16 protein-coding genes, 1 other RNA gene and 1 other annotated feature are annotated in these 18,755 nt (G+C 38.4%); all 17 genes read right to left on the bottom strand.

The annotated features are described in order from the left end of the window. Positions 1-58 precede the first annotated feature (58 nt). Positions 59-1,000 (bottom strand): manganese-dependent inorganic pyrophosphatase, encoded by a 942-nt coding sequence (locus LKD20_RS00675; protein WP_227720386.1) that lies wholly within the window; start codon positions 998-1,000, stop codon positions 59-61. 156 nt (positions 1,001-1,156) lie between these two features. Next, the gene (locus LKD20_RS00670) at positions 1,157-4,339 is read right to left on the bottom strand and encodes an efflux RND transporter permease subunit (protein ID WP_227720385.1); all 3,183 of its coding nucleotides are present in this window, start codon (positions 4,337-4,339) and stop codon (positions 1,157-1,159) included. Positions 4,340-4,353: 14 nt separating this feature from the next. Then, a complete protein-coding gene (locus LKD20_RS00665) occupies positions 4,354-5,481 on the bottom strand; it encodes an efflux RND transporter periplasmic adaptor subunit (RefSeq protein ID WP_227720377.1) in 1,128 nt (375 codons plus the stop codon). 273 nt (positions 5,482-5,754) lie between these two features. After that, positions 5,755-6,096: a transfer-messenger RNA gene (gene ssrA, locus LKD20_RS00660) on the bottom strand. A gap of 79 nt (positions 6,097-6,175) precedes the next feature. Further along, entirely contained in the window at positions 6,176-7,333 is a 1,158-nt protein-coding gene (bioF, locus tag LKD20_RS00655) for an 8-amino-7-oxononanoate synthase (RefSeq protein WP_227720375.1), read from the bottom strand. Position 7,334: 1 nt separating this feature from the next. Beyond that, positions 7,335-8,066 carry a 6-carboxyhexanoate--CoA ligase gene (locus tag LKD20_RS00650; RefSeq protein WP_227720373.1) on the bottom strand — a complete coding sequence of 244 codons (732 nt, stop codon included), beginning with the start codon at positions 8,064-8,066 and terminating at the stop codon, positions 7,335-7,337. Then, complete coding sequence (locus tag LKD20_RS00645) at positions 8,066-8,566, bottom strand: hypothetical protein (protein WP_227720370.1); 501 nt, start codon at positions 8,564-8,566, stop codon at positions 8,066-8,068. Before LKD20_RS00645 ends, LKD20_RS00650 begins: the two co-directional genes overlap by 1 nt. A gap of 151 nt (positions 8,567-8,717) precedes the next feature. Beyond that, complete coding sequence (smpB, locus tag LKD20_RS00640) at positions 8,718-9,188, bottom strand: SsrA-binding protein SmpB (RefSeq protein ID WP_004697155.1); 471 nt, start codon at positions 9,186-9,188, stop codon at positions 8,718-8,720. Between the two features lie 8 nt (positions 9,189-9,196). After that, the gene (gene rnr, locus LKD20_RS00635) at positions 9,197-11,560 is read right to left on the bottom strand and encodes a ribonuclease R (RefSeq protein ID WP_227720368.1); all 2,364 of its coding nucleotides are present in this window, start codon (positions 11,558-11,560) and stop codon (positions 9,197-9,199) included. A gap of 55 nt (positions 11,561-11,615) precedes the next feature. Then, complete coding sequence (secG, locus tag LKD20_RS00630) at positions 11,616-11,852, bottom strand: preprotein translocase subunit SecG (protein WP_004695991.1); 237 nt, start codon at positions 11,850-11,852, stop codon at positions 11,616-11,618. Between the two features lie 5 nt (positions 11,853-11,857). Further along, positions 11,858-12,532, bottom strand: a complete 675-nt coding sequence (sigH, locus tag LKD20_RS00625; protein ID WP_004696966.1) for an RNA polymerase sporulation sigma factor SigH — start codon at positions 12,530-12,532, stop codon at positions 11,858-11,860. Positions 12,533-12,604: 72 nt separating this feature from the next. Beyond that, positions 12,605-13,138, bottom strand: coding sequence for an NYN domain-containing protein (locus LKD20_RS00620; protein ID WP_024065930.1), 534 nt, complete (start codon positions 13,136-13,138; stop codon positions 12,605-12,607). A 2-nt stretch (positions 13,139-13,140) separates the two neighbouring features. Beyond that, on the bottom strand, positions 13,141-13,872 hold the full coding sequence (gene rlmB / locus LKD20_RS00615) for a 23S rRNA (guanosine(2251)-2'-O)-methyltransferase RlmB (RefSeq protein ID WP_004697367.1): 732 nt from the start codon (positions 13,870-13,872) through the stop codon (positions 13,141-13,143). 1 nt (position 13,873) lies between these two features. Further along, entirely contained in the window at positions 13,874-14,350 is a 477-nt protein-coding gene (locus LKD20_RS00610; protein WP_004697373.1) for a Mini-ribonuclease 3, read from the bottom strand. Further along, positions 14,340-15,788 carry a cysteine--tRNA ligase gene (gene cysS / locus LKD20_RS00605; protein ID WP_227720365.1) on the bottom strand — a complete coding sequence of 483 codons (1,449 nt, stop codon included), beginning with the start codon at positions 15,786-15,788 and terminating at the stop codon, positions 14,340-14,342. The genes LKD20_RS00610 and cysS overlap by 11 nt, the downstream gene beginning before the upstream one ends. Before the next feature lie 49 nt (positions 15,789-15,837). Next, positions 15,838-16,043 (bottom strand) — a binding site (T-box leader). A gap of 156 nt (positions 16,044-16,199) precedes the next feature. Next, a complete protein-coding gene (locus tag LKD20_RS00600) occupies positions 16,200-17,153 on the bottom strand; it encodes a bile acid:sodium symporter family protein (protein ID WP_004697231.1) in 954 nt (317 codons plus the stop codon). 132 nt (positions 17,154-17,285) lie between these two features. Further along, positions 17,286-18,755 (bottom strand): glutamate--tRNA ligase, encoded by a 1,470-nt coding sequence (gene gltX, locus LKD20_RS00595; RefSeq protein WP_004697293.1) that lies wholly within the window; start codon positions 18,753-18,755, stop codon positions 17,286-17,288.

Raw genomic sequence — 18,755 nt, 5'->3', positions numbered from 1 at the left:
ATAAATAGAGAAGAAGAACGTTGCAAGCAACGTTCTTTTCCCTTTGTATACTACTATACTATTTCATAGCCCCAAGAATTGGTGGTACGATTTGTTTTTTACGAGACATAGTATTTGCCAAGAATACGCCATTGTCTTTAACTTCTTTTTCAAATGCTTTTGTTACTACAGCTTCTACATCACCGCTGAATAACAATGTAGTACTTTCATCAAGAATATTAGTAACCATGATGTAAGATGCATCGTAGTTATTCGCAGTGCGAAGAGCCTCTAGCGCAGCTACAAGCTCAGCTTGTTTAGCCAATACATCTGTTGTATCCATAACAGAAATTTGACCGATGGAAATCGTTTTACCTGCTTCGGAGAATTCTTTCATATCTGTACGAACGATATCATCATTAGTCAAATCAGAAATATCAGCACCAGCTTTTAACATATCAAGACCATAAGACTCGATGTCAACACCGGCGATTTCAACCAATTTATGTGCCATTTCTTTATCTGTTTCTGTGCATGTTGGGGAACGGAATAATACAGTGTCAGAAATGATAGCAGACAACATCAAGCCAGCAATGCCTTTAGGAATTTCTTGATTGTTTTCCATGTACAATTTAGTAATAATTGTATTGGAGCAACCTACTGGTTCTAAGCGCATGAATACAGGACCATCAGTTTCAAAATCACCAATGCGATGATGATCAACTACGCCACACATATTCATGGATTTATAACCATCGATGATTTGCTTAGATTCATTGTGGTCAGTTAGGTATAAGTTGCCACCTTCTGGCGCAAACTCTTCCCAGTTTTTAACAATTTGCGGATGTTCAAAACCAAAATGGTTCAAAATGTATGTTGTTTCTTTGTTTGCTTCACCGGCACAAACTGGAGTTGCTGGTGTGCCCATTTGTGTTAATAAATTTGCAAAGGAAATAGCAGAACAAATAGAATCTGTATCAGGGCTTTTATGACCTGCTACATATGTTTTTACGTCACTCATAATATACCTCTTTTATTTTTAGTTTCACATTTTATATTGACCTAGGTCAATCCGATTTTTAACTATATTATTATACCATAAATTATACAAAAAAACACGCCACTACTATGTAGTGACGTGTTTTTAACATTCCTCATTATCAGCTAATATAGGGAATCATTCATGGTCTTTTTTACGATTTGTAAACAAACCAGGACCAAGTGTTTCAATAATGATGAACAACATTGGAATGATAAAGATACCAAATAATGTTGCTGTTGTCATCCCTGCTACTACTGTAATACCCATAGATGTACGAGCGCCAGAGCCAGCACCAGTAGAGATAGCTAATGGGAATACACCAAGAATAAAAGCAAAGGATGTCATCAAGATTGGACGCAAACGAATTTTTGCAGCTTCAATAGCAGCATCAACTACGTTCATACCGCGCTCGTCAACACGAATCTTCGCATATTCGATGATCAAAATCGCATTTTTCGCTGCTAAGCCAACCAATGTCAAAAGACCGATTTGCATATAAATATCGTTAGCTAAGGTATATCTACCAGTAAAGTTCAACAAGAATGGTACTAAAGCGGCACCAATCATACCAGATGGTACGGAGAACAATACGGCAAATGGAACCTTCCAAGATTCATACAAGGCAGCCAAGATCAAGAATACGAAGACTAGACCTAAACCAAGAATCATCATAGTTTGAGAACCAGCTTTCAACTCTTCTCGAGATTGACCTGCCCAATCATAGGTATAACCAGCAGGTAATGTTTTAGCTGCTGCCTCTTTCAATGCGTTAATAGCATCACCAGAGGAGTAACCACGTGCTTGGGAACCACCAATTTGTACGGCCATCGCATTATCGAAACGAGTAATACTAGATGGCATACCGGTTTGTTCCTTACTGATGTAGTTAGATACAGGAACCATAAGCCCCTTACTATTTCTAACAGCCAACATATTAAGCTGATCTGCATTTTGGCGGTATGCATCTTCTGCTTGAACTACTACCTTATAGTTTTTACCGTACATGGTAAAATCATTGACTTGAATACTACCGTAGAAACCTTGTAATGTAGTGAAAATATCAGCTAAAGCAACACCATCTTGTGCCGCTTTTTCACGATTCACATCAAACTGTAAGGATGGTGTAGATGTATCAAATGTAGTGTAAATAGATTGAATTGCTGGACTCTTACGAGCTTCTGCTAAGAATTCGTTAGCACGTTCCGCCATAACTTGTGGGCTGTCACCAGCTTTATTAATGATATACATACTGAAACCACCAGTAGCACCTAGACCAGGAATAGATGGTGGATTCATAGCAATTACAGTTGCTTCTGGTACGCCTTGAGCTGCAAAACCAAAGGTTTGACCAACCATTGCATTAATAGATGTAGCTTGTGTAGTACGATACTTCCAATCAGACATAGTCGCAAAGATTACACCAGCACTAGATTTTTGACCACCACCTAAGAGGTCAAAGCCAGCTACCGTAAATACTTCTTGGAACAATTGTTCATCTTTAGGTTTTTCTGGATCATTTTTACCTTCTAAGAAGGAAGCAATTTTTTCAAGTGTTGCCATAGTACGCTCAGATGTAGCACCAGGCGGCTCATTAACAGCAATCATGTAATAACCGCTATCCTCTGCAGGTACAAAGGATGTAGGCAAGAAGTGGAATACTAAGCCTGTTCCCCCCGCAAAGATAAGCAATGCAATAACGGTTAAGCTCAAACGATGGCTTAAACGAGCCAATTGGATACCATACCAATTGCTGAAACGTTCTAGGCCTGCATTGAATTTGTTTAACTGACGATGTACCCAGTCTTCGCGTTCTTTAGGTGTGTGAGGTTTTAACATCGTAGCACATAGTGCTGGTGTTAATACAAGGGCAACAATCGCAGAAATAACAACAGATACAGCGATTGTTAAAGCAAACTGTTTGTAAAGAATACCTGTCATACCACCCATGAAGGCAACCGGTACGAATACCGCTACCAATACGAAAGCGATACCAATTACAGGGCCTTGTACATTTTCCATCGCTTTAATAGCCGCCTCTTTCGGAGGTAAGCCATTATATTTTAATTCATACTCTACTGCCTCTACTACTACGATAGCATCGTCAACAACGAGGCCGATAGCCAATACCATGGCAAATAATGTTAACGTATTGATAGAGAAATCAAGTAATACGAAAGCCCCAAATGTACCAAGCAAGGATACTGGTACGGCAATCATAGGAATGATCGTAGATCTCCAAGATTGTAGGAACACATATACTACGATAAGAACGAGTAACAATGCTTCTACAAATGTATGCTCTACCTCATTAATGGAAGCACTTACGAATTTAGTATTATCTACAACCACGTTATATTGCATATCTGGTGGGAAAGATTTAGATTGTTCATCTAGTACCTTCTTAACATTCGCAATAGTTTCTAATGCATTGGCATCATTTTGTAAGGAAATAGCAAAACCTGCTACCTCTTTATGAGCGGACTTAGCAACAAAGTCATATCCTTTAGCACCAATTTGAATGCGAGCAACATCTTTTAGATGCAATACCTTACCATTAGAGCTTTTAATAGCAATGTTACCAAATTGTTCAGGTGTCACAAGACGACCTTCAATTTTAATAGGATATTGGAAAGCTTGTTCCCCATTAGTAGGATTTTGACCAACAGTACCTGCTGCAGCCTGTAAGTTTTGCCCCTTAATAGCTGCTGTTACTTCAGAAATAGTAACACCGAGATTTTGCATCTTTGCAGGATCTAACCAAATGCGCATAGCATAGTCAGAACCGAACTCTTGTACAGAACCAACACCCTTAATGGCTTTAATAGCATCCATCATATAGTTGGTAGCATAGTTCTTTAAGAATGTAGAATCATAAGTACCATCAGGTGAGCTCAAGGAGAATACCATAGCCATATCACCAGATGATTTAGTAGTTGTAACACCAACTGCTTGTACCTCTGCAGGCAATTGTGCAAGTGCTGCTTGAACACGGTTTTGAGTATTAACCGTATCCATATCGGCATCTGTGCCTTGATTGAACTGAATAGTCAAAGAGTAACTACCATTACTAGAGCTACTAGATGTCATATAGTCCATATCTTGTACGCCTACGATTTGTGTTTCAATAACACTGGCTACCGTATCATTAACAACTTGAGCCGTTGCACCAGTATAGGCTGTGTTAACACGTACTGTAGGAGGAGAAATTTGTGGATATCGAGCTATCGGAAGGCTCATCATAGAAATGAGACCTACCAAGGTAATAACAATGGCTATTACAATGGCAAAGATAGGTCGATTAATAAAGAATTTCGACACGATCTAGCCCCCTTCTATTTTGTAGCTTTTAATTGTTCTTTGGAAAGTAATTTTGCATTTACTTTCGCACCGTTTTTAACCTTAGTTAAACCATCAACGATGATTGTGTCTCCAGGTGCTAAACCGGCTTTAATAATTGTATCGCTACCACTTGTACCGCCAACTTCAACACTTTTTTGTTCTACTACACCATCAGCATTTACAACGAAGATAAAGTTTTTATCCATGATTTGAAGAATAGCGCGACTAGGAACAAGAATAGCGTTTTTAAGTTTTTGACCAGGAGAAATTACTGTGGCAAACATATTTGGCAACAACAAATGATCAGGATTTGGGAAAGATGCTTTCAACACAAGCTTACCTGTTGATTGATCAAGACTTTTTGCGGCTTGAACAATAGAACCCGGTTGATTATACGTTTCGCCATCAGCAAGTTTTAATTGAATATTTGGACCATTGGAATCATCGCCAGTTGGATTTTTCATGAAGTCAAGATATTCTTGCTCTGTCATACTAAATTCAACAAAGATAGGATCGATAGAATCAATAGTTACTAATGTTGTAGAACCTGCTTGTACAAATGTACCCATATCGATATCATCCATACGTAATGTACCAGAATATGGTGCATATACCATTGTATCGCCATAGTTATCTTGAGCAATTTTTACGGATGCTTCGTATGCTTCATAAGCTGCCTTAGCTTGTTCTACAGTGCTGCGTTGTGTATCTACACGTTGTTGCGCAATAGCATCTTGTTGAGCTAATGTTTCATAACGATTAAGGTCTACTTCAGCATTTTTATAGTTTGCATTAGCTTGAGCAGCTTGTGCTTCTGCATTGGCAAGAGTAGCTTCGTATTGACGAGAATCGATACGATATAATGGCTGGCCAGCTACAACTTGCTCCCCGCCTTTAACAAATTTTTCAACTACGTAACCAGATACACGAGCATGTACAGCTACAGAGTTTTCTGCAACTACTGTACCAGCATAGGTTTGGTTTACCTGTGCATCACTGGCAGTAATTTTGTATGCATTGACACTCACATCGCCTGCTTGCTGTTGATTACTGCCACAACCAGCAACCATTACAGCGGATACAACGAGAGCCGCTAACATACGGGAATAACGGAACTTCATTATCTGTACTCCTTTACACGAAACTAATCATCTATGTGTCATAATTACATAAATATCTATATATATTTTACAGGATTCTATAGACAAAGTCAATTTTTTCGATACCCTGCTACCTTTGTAAAACCTAGATAAAATCTAAATAGTTCCACATTCATTGTATACAACAAAAATGATAAAAATTATTGACTTTCATCATTTTTTGTGTACAAAAAAATGCTAGTAGTATAGAAACTATTACCAAGCATTCTATACTACTAGCATATATATTTAATATGGTGGAGATGAGGGGAGTCGAACCCCTGTCCAAAAGTGTTGCCATATAGACTTCTCCGAGCACAGTCTATGATTGAGATCTCAGGTTGCTACCGCTCACAGACAAGCTACACAACCCCAGTTCATGTTGTCTCGCCTAATTCATATGAACAACTGAATTAAGCCAGCCTACGGTTTGACGTCCATTCACACTTGGTAGGCACAAGTATGAGGGACGTAGCTTATGCAGCTAATGCAAAATTTTCTTCTGCGTTTAAATGTTTTCCCACCGTTTAACGGCCTCATGGAACGCCGACTCGCTATCTATACCACACGCACCCCTGTCGAAACCTTTACATCCCCGTGCGTCGGTCTCATAATTATAAGCCTATTTAGTAGTACTGTCAATTCAACCAAAACTTCTCTAGACCAACATTCTTACTTACTTTACTGTCTGCATCGCTTTATGTAATGTATGACATACATAATCAATTTGTTCTTTATTATGAGCTGCTGTAACGGTCAATCGAATTCTACTTTCACCAATAGGTACAGTAGGTGGACGAATAGCTGTTCCAATAATTCCAGACTCATATAGATAATCAGATACTGCCAGTGTATCTTCATTACTTCCGATTAGAATTGGGAAAATTGGCGTTTCATTGGTCGCATCAATTCCCATAGAAGTTAATTTATCTGCCATATAGTTTACATTTTCTTGTAAACGCCCTAAAACAGATGCATCTGTCTCAAGAATATGTAATGCAGCCAGGGCCGCTCCTATATCTGCAGGAGATAATGCGGTGGAGAATATAAAGCTACGACTCGTATTAACGAGATAATCTATGATAGTGCTATTTGCAGCTATATAACCACCAACAGATCCTAAGGATTTACTCAATGTACCGAGTTGAATATCTATCTCTTTCTCTAAATTAAAATAAGCAGCCGTACCATGACCATTACCAATTGTTCCTGTTGCATGAGCATCATCTACCATGAGCAATGCATTATAGTCACGGCTTAATTCATATAGTTTATCAAGCGGTGCAATATCCCCATCCATGCTAAATACACCATCTGTGACAATAAGCTTTCTTGCATTACGATCTACTTGCTTTAATAAATACTTTAGTTCGTCTACATCACAATGGCTATAAGCCTTTACGGCTCCTCTACTCAATCTACACCCATCAATAATACTAGCGTGATTTAAAGCATCGCTAAAAATGATGGTATGTTTATCAGCTATAGCAGAAATAGTTCCTACATTGGCCATATAACCTGTATTAAATACGAGGGCTTTTTCAGTATTCTTAAATTTTGCTAATTCATTTTCAAGATCAGTAAATAATGGAAACGTACCAGATACGAGGCGCGATCCACCAGACCCTGTACCATATTGTTGAGCTCCTTTCAGAGCCCCTTCTATTACACGGGAGTCAAAGGTAAGGCCTAAATAATTATTTGAAGCCATCATTAAATATTCTTTATCATCTCGTTTAACTCGCACTGCATCTATAGGACAATATTCTTTTAAGGTTCGTAAATTATGATTCTGTTCCTTAGCATCTAATTGCTCTTTAAAAAATTCGTACATGTTATCTCCGTTGAACAAGTATAGGAGCACTCTCCAAATACTCGATTACACTTTCACTATCTATATCAGACCGTACAAAGAAAACCCGTCCCCCTATATTAGACCCTAATTCTTTCATATGAGGAATTCGATGATATACACCATTACAAGCCACATAGCCTACTGTATAATCTGGATCATCAGACCAACATAATTCACCAACAACACCCTCTGCGGATTGAACCTTAGAGGCCAATACTAAAGCCTCCCTCATATGTTCATTGTCACCTAATGCATGAGAGTCAAAGGAGTCCATATGACTCACACGTACACCGCGATTGCCTTCATCTAAGCGTTCACCCGAAATAGCATCCACTAACATAGCGCCGCGCATGGATCTATCTAAATTTTTTAACATACCGATAGCTTTTCTAACAGCAGTTTCAGTAATAGTGGTACCTTGTAAAAGTTCCGTTGCCAATTGATGGGATTCAGGAATGCTACCAGTTTTATGTTCCTCTACCCTTAGACAGTCTATATAGGAAATCTTCTCCTGTGGAATTAAATCTACTGTAATATTTATAAAATCAGCAGTTCCTTTGCTGTGATGCAGTGCACGTTCAGCTAAGGATTGTGCTATAGCTCCAACTTCCTCTAATTTTACGATACGCTCTGCACCAGAAATATGGTGGCCCCCTTTTTCATGGGGACCACCTTGTGCTGCACGCATGCGTACACTATATAATTCACTCATTATGATACCTTGCCTTTTATTACGTTATTTTGATGTGCTTGACTATGAATTTTACGGAATACCTTTACAAATACAGGAGCCATAATAACCGTGAAAATCATGCCAGGCACTGCTAAGGCAACCATAGGTAATGCGGCTTTACCAATATATACGGACAAGGTTAACCGCGCTAAGGCAGATGCAATTGGACCTGAAATCATAATACCGATTAAGTGATTATGGCACATCCAAAGGATTAAACCTACAATAAGACGGAATTGCATAGCAATCATAACATTTAATATAGTTTGAGTACCTAGCGCTAAGCCGATTAAACTAGATAGACATCCACTAATAATATACTTCTTAAATCCGAATACAGCACATATTGCTACCGCCAACGGGGCCGATAATTGAAACTCTATACCTGGAATGACATTAGGTATTTTAATAGCCCCTAATACAGTAATCATAGCAGTTAAAATAGCGACCTCAGTAATGTACCGAATGTTCTGATTCATGATGTTTCTCCTCTACTTAGAAAATGTCAACCACAAACACGACTCTTTGTTTACATTATAAATTCAATATACATATTTATCAACTAAAAATACAGAGTAAGTTGACAAATATCACAAAAAAATCGAGTCATTATGACTCGATCTTTTTATTTTAATATTTTTGTTGTTCTTTAAGTCTCTTAGCAATGTCTCGCTTAGCATCGCGCTCTGCCATATCTTGACGCTTATCATATAGCTTTTTACCAGTTACAAGACCAACGGTTACCTTTACATAACCATGACTAAAATGGAAATTAAGCGGCACTAAAGAGAATCCTTTCTCCTTAACCTGAGCATGCAATTTATTGATTTCAGATTTATGCATCAACAATTTGCGAGTTCGTTCAGGTTCATGATTAAAGCGATTCCCCTGTTCGTATGGACTAATGTGAACGCCATACAATAAGAGCTCACCTTTATCAATGCGACAAAAGCTATCTTTTAGATTCAGCTTACCTTGACGTATGGATTTAATTTCAGTACCTGTCAAAGCAATACCGGCTTCATAGGTTTCATGAATATTAAAATCATGACGGGCCTTACGATTATCCGCAATAAGAGATGGACTAGATTGTTTCGCCATATATACCTCTATCGTTTACGTTTACTCTTAGATTTCTTAGATTGATTGCGCTTCGATGTTTTATTAGATTTCTTACGACTTGATTTACCTTTACCAGATTTTTTACTGAAAGTATCATATCTAGAATGACCAGATTTATTGCTATCCCGTCGTGAAGATTTTTTACTAGATTTGCTTGAAGATTTACGACCTTTACGACTACCAAAGCTATCTCGACTACTTACATAGTCAGAATCATTGCGCAATTGTTCTTGAATAGCCATTAAGTTATTTACTTCACCTAGTACAAAGTCGATTTGTTTCTTTTCTACATCAGCTTTTACTAATGTAACGGTTACCTTTTCACCTAAGTGATAGATTTTACCAGTTCTCTTACCTACGAGCACAAAATGTTCTTCATCAAAGAAATAGTAATCATCGTTCATCATGCTCATATGCACGAGACCATCGATACCATTTTCTAACTCTACAAACATCCCAAAGGATGTAATGCTAGAAATAGTTCCTTCAAAGACTTCTCCCACAAATGGAACCATATATTGCGTCTTTTTGAGATCTACCGTATCTCGTTCGGCCTCAGTGGCAACTTGTTCTTGTATAGAAGAATGTTCTACAGCCCCCACTAAGAAAGTTTCATCTACATCGCGTTTAGAATAGCCATTTTTCCAATGCATATCCGCTTTTAAAAGGCGGTGAACCATTAAGTCTGGGTATCGTCTAATAGGAGATGTAAAATGCGTATAACATGTAGATGCCAAGCCAAAATGTCCCACATTGTTGGTACTATATTTAGCTTGCTGCATAGAGCGCAAGGTCATAATTTGAGCTACTTGCTCAATATCTTGCCCTTTTACTACATCTAAGATTTTTTGGAAATCTCGTGGTGTCACACCATCAGTACTTAGAACTAGGTTTTGACCTAAATAATTAAGCACCTTTTGGAATAAATCTAGTTTTTCCTCACTAGGATTCTCATGAATACGATATACCGATGTACGGTGTGTATGCTCTAAATGTGTAGCCACTGTTTCATTGGCAATGAGCATACATTCTTCGATAAGTCGTTCTGCCATGGTGCGATCTCGTTTTACGATGCGCAACGGTGTACCATCATGATCAAGTAATACCTTGTACTCAGGAAAATCAAAGTCCAATGCACCTCTACGGCGACGCATTGCATTAAGAATTTTAGAGATTTCTGCTAAATCGCGAAGCATAGGCATAAAGTCTTGTAAATCGTCAGGAATAATATTTTCTTCCAGCGCCTTATACACTTCTTTATAGCTACAACGACGGCCTACATGGATAATAGATGGTCGAATGCGATAATGTACAACCTTACCATCTTTATTAATTTCCATCATACACGTCATAGCATAACGGTCTTCATGAGCATTTAAACTACAAATACCATTGGATAAAACCTCTGGTAACATCGGTACTACTCTATCAACTAAATATACAGATGTCCCCCGTTTATAGGCCTCGTTGTCAATGGCTTGCCCAGATGTTACATAATGACTTACATCTGCAATATGTACGCCTAATTCATAATTACCATTTGGTAATTTACGACCACTCACAGCATCGTCTAAATCTTTTGCATCTTCCCCATCGATGGTAACCATCTGTACATCACGAAGGTCCCAACGATCAGAATCCTCATGAATCACAGTATCAATTTTCTGGCTAGTTTTAATGACATCGTCTGGGAAATTAAATGGAATCTTATGATTCGCCATGATGCAGTTAATATCGAGACCTACATCACCTTTATAGCCAAGAATTTCCGTTATAATACCTTCTGGCTTTTTATCACCTTCCGGCCATTTTGTAATTTTGACTAGTACCTTTGCGCCACTACGAGCATCTAATGTATTTTTTAAATCTACAAAGATATCTGTCCCTATACGCTCATCATCAGGGATAACAAAGCCAAAGTGTTGTTGTCGGTCATAGGTACCTACTACAGTTTCATTAGCTCGTTCAATAACATCAACGATGACGCCTTCTCGTTTATGCTTTGTATAGTTAGACGGTACAACGCGAACTCGAACCTTATCATTGTGCATAGCAGTCCCTTTATTTTGTTCTGCTACATATATATCTTCATCATCAGGCATAATCACAAAGCCATACGACTTACGATAGCCCTTATAAATACCTTCATATTCTTCATGTTGTTGTTCTGCATATTGATATACATCAGGTCGAGAAGATGTTAGCACCCCTTCTCGAGCAAGCATTTTTGCTGAACGAATAAACATCTCAAGATCCTTACCACCTCGAATGTGATTATCCATAGCAGCATCTTCAATATGATATGCATGTGGTTGTATAGATTTATAAAAGTCTAATACTTTCTTCTTCAAATCTTCACCTCCTTATTCTGAAAAAAGAAAAAGCCTGCAAAGCAGGCTTTCATCATTAGAATTGATTAATCATTGCCCCTAACACTAAGCTCAACACAGCAAAGATAATCCCCAATATAATCGTACATTTAGATAAGAAAGCATCTAAACCGCGTTGCTTACCACCAAAAGAAGAGTCTGCCGCACCAGAAACAGCACCACCCATGCCTGCGTTTTTGCTATTCTGTGCAACAACTACTACGATTAATAAGATAGATACAATAACTTCTACAATCATTAAGAAATTTGTCACGACTGTCATCCTTCCTGTGTGGCTCTTGGAGAATCCAAAACCCGATGTTCTAAATACTTCTCTAATTTACGTTTAACCCTTTGTAACGCATTGTCTATAGATTTGACACTGCGATCTGTGACCTCAGCCATTTCTTGGTAAGAACGTCCGTCTAAATAGCCTTCCAAGACCTCCCACTCGAGTTCACTTAAAATATGACCAATATTGCGCTCAATATCATCCAATTCCTCTTGGCTGATAATAAGATCCTCAGGATTGGTAACCTTTGCTGAAGATAGCATCTCGATCAATGTACGCTCTGATTCCTCTGTATAAACTGGCTTATTTAAAGATACATAGGAATTTAAAGGCGCATGTTTTTGTCTAGTAGCCGACTTAATAGCCGTAATAATCTGTCTAGTTATACAAAGCTCCGCAAAAGCTCTAAAGGACGCTAATTTATCATGTTTAAAATCTCGCGTAGCCTTATAAAGACCAATCATCCCTTCTTGAATGATATCTTCACGATCTGCGCCTACTAAAAAGTAAGAACGCGCCTTTGCACGAACAAAGTTTTTATATTTATTAACAATATAATCGATTGCAAACTCATTTTGCTCTTCTTGAGCTATGACCACAACTTGCTCATCGGTCATTTCTTTGAAATTGTAATCGGGCTTGCGTGTATGAATTGTGTTCATATGCTCCTCCTTACAATTGAGCAGAAAAACCAATATATTCATTATACTGGAACTATATGTGATTTTCAACTATCAATGGCCACGCCGTAATTTCTCTAGCTTTTCAGCTACTTCAGGAGATAATAACCCTCCTACTTCATTACGTCGCAAGCTAAATTGATCTCGTCTATGTTCATGAGCGTATTGTAATCGTTCCTCTTCCTTAGCTATGCGAATCATATTTTGCAATTCTCGAGCTGGAATGCGTAAACCACCAGATCCAAGAATTTGATTTTGTTCAGCTCCATCAGAGGTTACAACATATACATTGGTATATTTGCCTTTCCGCAAAAATACCTCTCGTTCAATAAAGGAATCCGCCGTCTCTCCATCCTCAGTATAGACTTCAAGAAATCCGCTCATAATAGCCTCTACAGAACCGCCAGACTTTGTATATTTACCATCAAACACAAGGATAACTTCGTATCCCTTGAATTTTCCGTAGTTTAACAATCTATCTCTAAGCTCCATACGGGCATGTTCTAATGACTCATGAGCCAATTTCTTTAGATGAGTCCAGGCGAATATCACATTATATCCATCTACAATTAAGATATCTTTTAACATAATTATTTCGCTTGTCGTTGACGAACCGCTTCATACATAAGAACGGCGGCTGCAACAGATGCATTCAAAGAATTTAAATTCCCATACATAGGGATGGTAACGAGGAAATCACAAGCCTCTTTCACAACGCGGCTAATGCCCTTACCTTCATTACCGATAACGATAACTGTAGGAATTGTCATATCCGCCTCGTATAAGGTACGATCACCTTCCATATGAGCGCCCATAACCCAAAAACCTTGTTTTTGAAGTTGTTTAATAGTTTGAGCTACATTCCCAACCTGTACAAGTGGAATTTGTTCAATAGCACCTGCCGATGTTTTAGCTACAGTAGCATTAATAGGAGCATTGTGACGCTTAGGAATGAGTACGGCCGTAGCCCCTACACATTCCGCAGTACGGATAATTGCGCCCATGTTATGTGGATCCTCAACACCATCTGTTAGGATAAGCAAAGGGACATCATGATTCGTCTCTTGTAGTACTTCACCAAGTTCCTTAAATTGAACAGCAGAAACAAGAGCAATAACACCTTGGTGTGGTACCTCTAAATCATATTTATTCATTTGTTTGATAGGTGTTGGACGCACTTCAATGCCTTGAGATTTAGCAAGGCCAACAATATCAGCTAGACCTGTTTTAACCTTATCTTCACTGACCATAATGCGCTGGATGGAACGACCACTTTTAAGGGCCTCTTTAACCGCATTGCGACCTACAATATAATTATCCATACTACATACCTCGTAGAGTTATTGAAAAGGCTTGCTTCATAACATCTTGTAAGCGCTCATCTTGACGCGTTTCATAAAGAAATCCAAGTACGGCTTCAAAGGCTGTACTACTACGATACTCTTGAACAGAACTACTTTTTGGCACATTTACATTACTATTTCTAGCTCGTCGTGCAATAGCTTGTTCTTGTTCTGTGAAAGCATCCTCTATTTCAAGCAATACCTTCGCTTGTGACTTAGCACAAATAAACTCAGTAACAATGGTGTGCAACACTTGTACCTTAGATATATTCATTTGTACCACTCGTTCACGGACATACATGGAGTATACGGCATCGCCAATATAGGCAAGCATAACTGCATCTGCACTGAGACACTCCTCTATAGTTCGTTTACGCAAACGAAGCGGCTCTTGTTCAAGAGCCGTCAACTTTTTTATTGCTTCATTCTTTAAGAATTGAAATTGTTTAAACTTCACGTTTTTTCCACCGTGCACCTTGAGGGGAATCCTCAATAGTAATACCGATTTCAGCCAAACGATCGCGGATACAATCAGCTAATGCCCATTGTTTTTGATCGCGACATGCTTGACGTACAGACAAGATTACTTGCATTAATTCTTCATATTCAGCAGCGTTAGCACCTGTGTTGCCTTCCCATGCTTTTTCAAGAATACCAATTACTTCTGTCATGAACTTGAAGATACGTTTTACTTCAGCAATAGCTTCTTGGCAAACAACACCTTCACGACCTGTTACAGTTTGATAGTAAATGTTGATCTCTTTAGCAAGACCAAACATGCTAGATGTAGCTAACGCAGTATTGAAGTCATCGCTCATAGCTGCTTCGAATTCTTCTTCATACTCTTTAGCTTTTTCTAATAAGTGTTGCGCTTCATCACATGGACCTGGTTCACATTTTTCAAGGTACAATAGATTTTCAATAGCAGTGCTTAAACGTTCTAAGGATTTATTTGCTTCCTCTAAACGTTCATCAGAGAAATCTAATGGACTACGATAATGTGTACTCAACAAGAAGTAGCGCAATGCATCTGGACTATATTGTTCTAAAATATCTTTTACCAAGAAGAAGTTATTCAAGGATTTAGACATTTTTTCAGAATTAATAGTAATAAAACCATTGTGTAACCAATAGCGTACAGATGGATGTTGACCAGAACAACCTTCAGATTGAGCAATTTCGTTTTCATGATGAGGGAAGATCAAATCGCTACCACCACCATGGAAGTCAAATTCTGTACCTAAATATTTTTGGCTCATCGCAGAACATTCAATATGCCAGCCTGGACGACCGTTACCCCAAGGACTTTCCCAATATGGTTCACCTGGTTTTGCTGCTTTCCATAATGCAAAATCCATAGGATTTTTCTTACGGCCATCAACTTCGATACGAGCACCGGCTTCCATATCATCTAATGTACGGCCAGATAACTCACCATAATGTTCAAATTTATCAACGCTATAATATACATCGCCATCGAGTTCATAAGCATAGCCTTTTTCAATCAATGTAGAAATCATAGCGATAATGTCTTCGATATGTGTAGAAACACGAGGATAAATATTAGCACGTTGTACACCAAGTGCATCCATTACTTCAAAATAGCTATCAATATAACGGTTTGCAATAGTATCCCAGGATACACCTTCACCATTAGATGTATTGATGATCTTATCATCTACATCTGTAAAGTTTTGTACATATGTTACTTTATAGCCTACATGTTTCATATAGCGACGAATTACGTCCCATGTTACGAAGGGACGTGCATTGCCAATATGAGGATGGTTATATGGTGTAACACCACATACGTACATCTTTGCCTCACCTGGTGTTACAGGATTAAACACCTCTTTTTGGCGCGTCATAGTATTATAAACTGTAATTTCTCTCATCGTTACCGATGCCTCCATGTTCGTAAAATAAAAAAGACCCCTCATCTCATACAGAGACGATGGTCCGCGGTTCCACTCTGTTAGGTACCAATGTAGTACCCACTCATCGCATAACGGCGCGTCACCGGACAAACCTACCTATAATCGGAGTGTCAGCTCGTGAATGCATTTTGTCTACCTATCCTTGAACCCTCCCACCATCGGTTCTCGCTAAAAAGTTAGTTGTAGAGTACTTCTTTCAGTCTCAGCTATTAGTAATCATCTATATTCAGATATGTAAATATTGTATCAATTATCCTATAGAATGTCAATGAAAACAAGAAAACCCTCATCTTTCAACATAGCCAAACAATGTATTAAACATGCATATTTCGGATATAAATTTGAAAGATGAGGATGATGAATTAACTATTAAGCATTTTCCAACTTCTCTTGATCGTCATGTTTACGGCAAATACCTGCGAAGATAGAGCCTGTAAAGTTATGAATGATAGAGAATACTGCACCTGCTACTGCCGCTTGAGGAGTAAAATGTTTAAGCGCTAAAGATACGGATAATGCAGAGTTTTGCATTGCCACTTCAATTTGCATTGCACGACGAGAGGAAACATCAATACTAAGAGCCTTACATATAAAGTACGTTACTACATAACCACTCACATTTTGTACTAAGCAAGCTACGAAGATGATGAAACCAGTTTCAGCAATTTGTTTTTGGTTCACTGCAGTAACAGCAGCCAAGATTAATAATACTGCAATAGCCGCAATTGTAGGACATACAGATTTAACAGGTTCGATCTTAGAGCCGATGAAGTAATTCAATACGATACCCAAGATGATCGGTACCAATACGATTTTTACGATAGAAATAAACATCGGCATAAATTGGATTTCAATGGAAGATGTAGCACCTGCATACAATACAACGAATAAAGGTGTCAAAATTGGAGCCAATAATGTAGAAACAGTCGTTGCAGATACAGATAACGGAACATTACCATTCGCAAGGAATGTCATTACATTAGAGGCAGTACCACCAGGACATGCACCTAACAAGATGAATCCGATACCAATTTCTGGAGGGAAATTGAAAATAAGGGCTACCAAGAAACCTGCTAATGGCATCCACAAGAATTGAATTACAGATACAAGGATAACTTTCATCGGTTGCTTAAATACATCAAGGAACACTTGAGCTGTTAATGTTAAACCCATGGCAAACATTACAAATTGAAGCATGTACGCAATGTACGGCGTCATCCAAGAAAATACAGTTGGTAATACATACGCTAACACTGCCATCAATAGCACGACCCAGGAAAGATAGCTATTGAATAAGTGGTTAAGAGAACGAATAATACTCATAAATGCACTCACTTTCATAATAAATAAAAATAAAAGACGCCGATTATTATAGCATTTCTATAGGATAATCTCAATATACATAAAAAGCTCTCATAACAATAGCTATGAGAGCTTTTTTCTTAGATTGTATTACTATTTTGTTAAAGCGCTAACATTGTCTAAGCGATGCAAGCATTTTTCTTTACCAAGCAATGTAACAATATTATTCAAATCTGGACCATGCATTTGACCAGTTAAAGCTACGCGAATTGGCATGAATACGAATTTACCTTTCAAAGCAGTTTCTTTCATAACTGCTTTAATAGTTGCTTTTACAACATCAGGCGTAATTTCATCAAGTTCAGCCAATGCACTGCGGAATGCACCTAGAACTGTTGGTGCTGTTTCTTCATTCAATACAGCACGCAATTCCTCTTCGTGACCTTCTTCAAGGAATACAGTTTCACCCATAAACATGCCTACATGATCTTTAATTTGCGCCCCATAGCTAATATGGTCGCGGAATGTAGAGCATAATAATGTCAACCAATCAATATCCGCTTGATTTAAGCTATCTGGAGCCAAGCCAACTTCTTTCAAATGTGGCAAACAAAGATGGAATAAATCTTCGTCGCTCAAATTTTTCATATAGTGGAAGTTGATATGGTTTAATTTATCAATATCAAATACTGCTGGGTTCTTCGCTACGCGATCCATGGAGAAAGCTTGAATCAATTCATCTTGTGTGAAGAACTCTTCTTCCCCTTCTGGAGCCCAACCAAGAAGAGCCAAGAAGTTTACTAGTGCTTCTGGTAAATAGCCCAATTGTTTGTATTGTTCAACAGATGTAGCACCATGGCGTTTGGACATTTTTTTGTAATCTTTGCCAAGAATCAAGGAAATGTGACCAAATTTTGGCACTTCCCAGCCTAGTGCTTCATAAATAGCCATTTGACGTGGAGTATTAGATAAATGTTCTTCTGCACGAATAACGTGAGTAATCCCCATCATATGATCATCCATTACTACTGCAAAGTTATATACAGGAATACCATCAGATTTTACGATTACAAAGTCACCTACACCATTGGATTCAAAGGATACATGACCACGTACCATATCATCGAAAGCATATGTTTTATTCAAGGGAACGCGCAAGCGAATGGTTGGTTTACGACCTTCTGCAATATATTTAGCCTTTGTTTCTTCATCTAAATGTTGGCAATGGCCATTATATTTAGGTGTTTCACCACGATCCATTTGTTCTTGGCGAACAGCATCTAATTCTTCAGGTGTGCAATAGCACTCATACGCTTTGCCTTCATCCAACAAACGTTGTGTTACTTCTTTATATAAGTCAAGACGTTCTGTTTGACGGTAAGGACCATTATCGCCACCTACATCAATGCCTTCATCCCAGTTCATGCCAAGCCATTGCAAGGAAGCTTTGATATTTTCTTCACTTTCACGAGTAGAGCGAGCCAGATCTGTATCTTCAATACGCAATACAAATGTGCCTTTTTCTTTACGTGCTAACAACCAGTTAAACAAAGCAGAACGAGCGCCACCAATGTGGAATGGACCCGTAGGGCTTGGAGCAAAACGAACTTTCATGGAACTCAT

The sequence above is a fragment of the Veillonella fallax genome (assembly GCF_020687175.1).
Lineage (GTDB): Bacteria > Bacillota > Negativicutes > Veillonellales > Veillonellaceae > Veillonella > Veillonella fallax.
The sequence above is the reverse complement of the archived record's forward strand: the minus strand, read 5'-3'. Positions and strand labels throughout refer to the sequence as shown.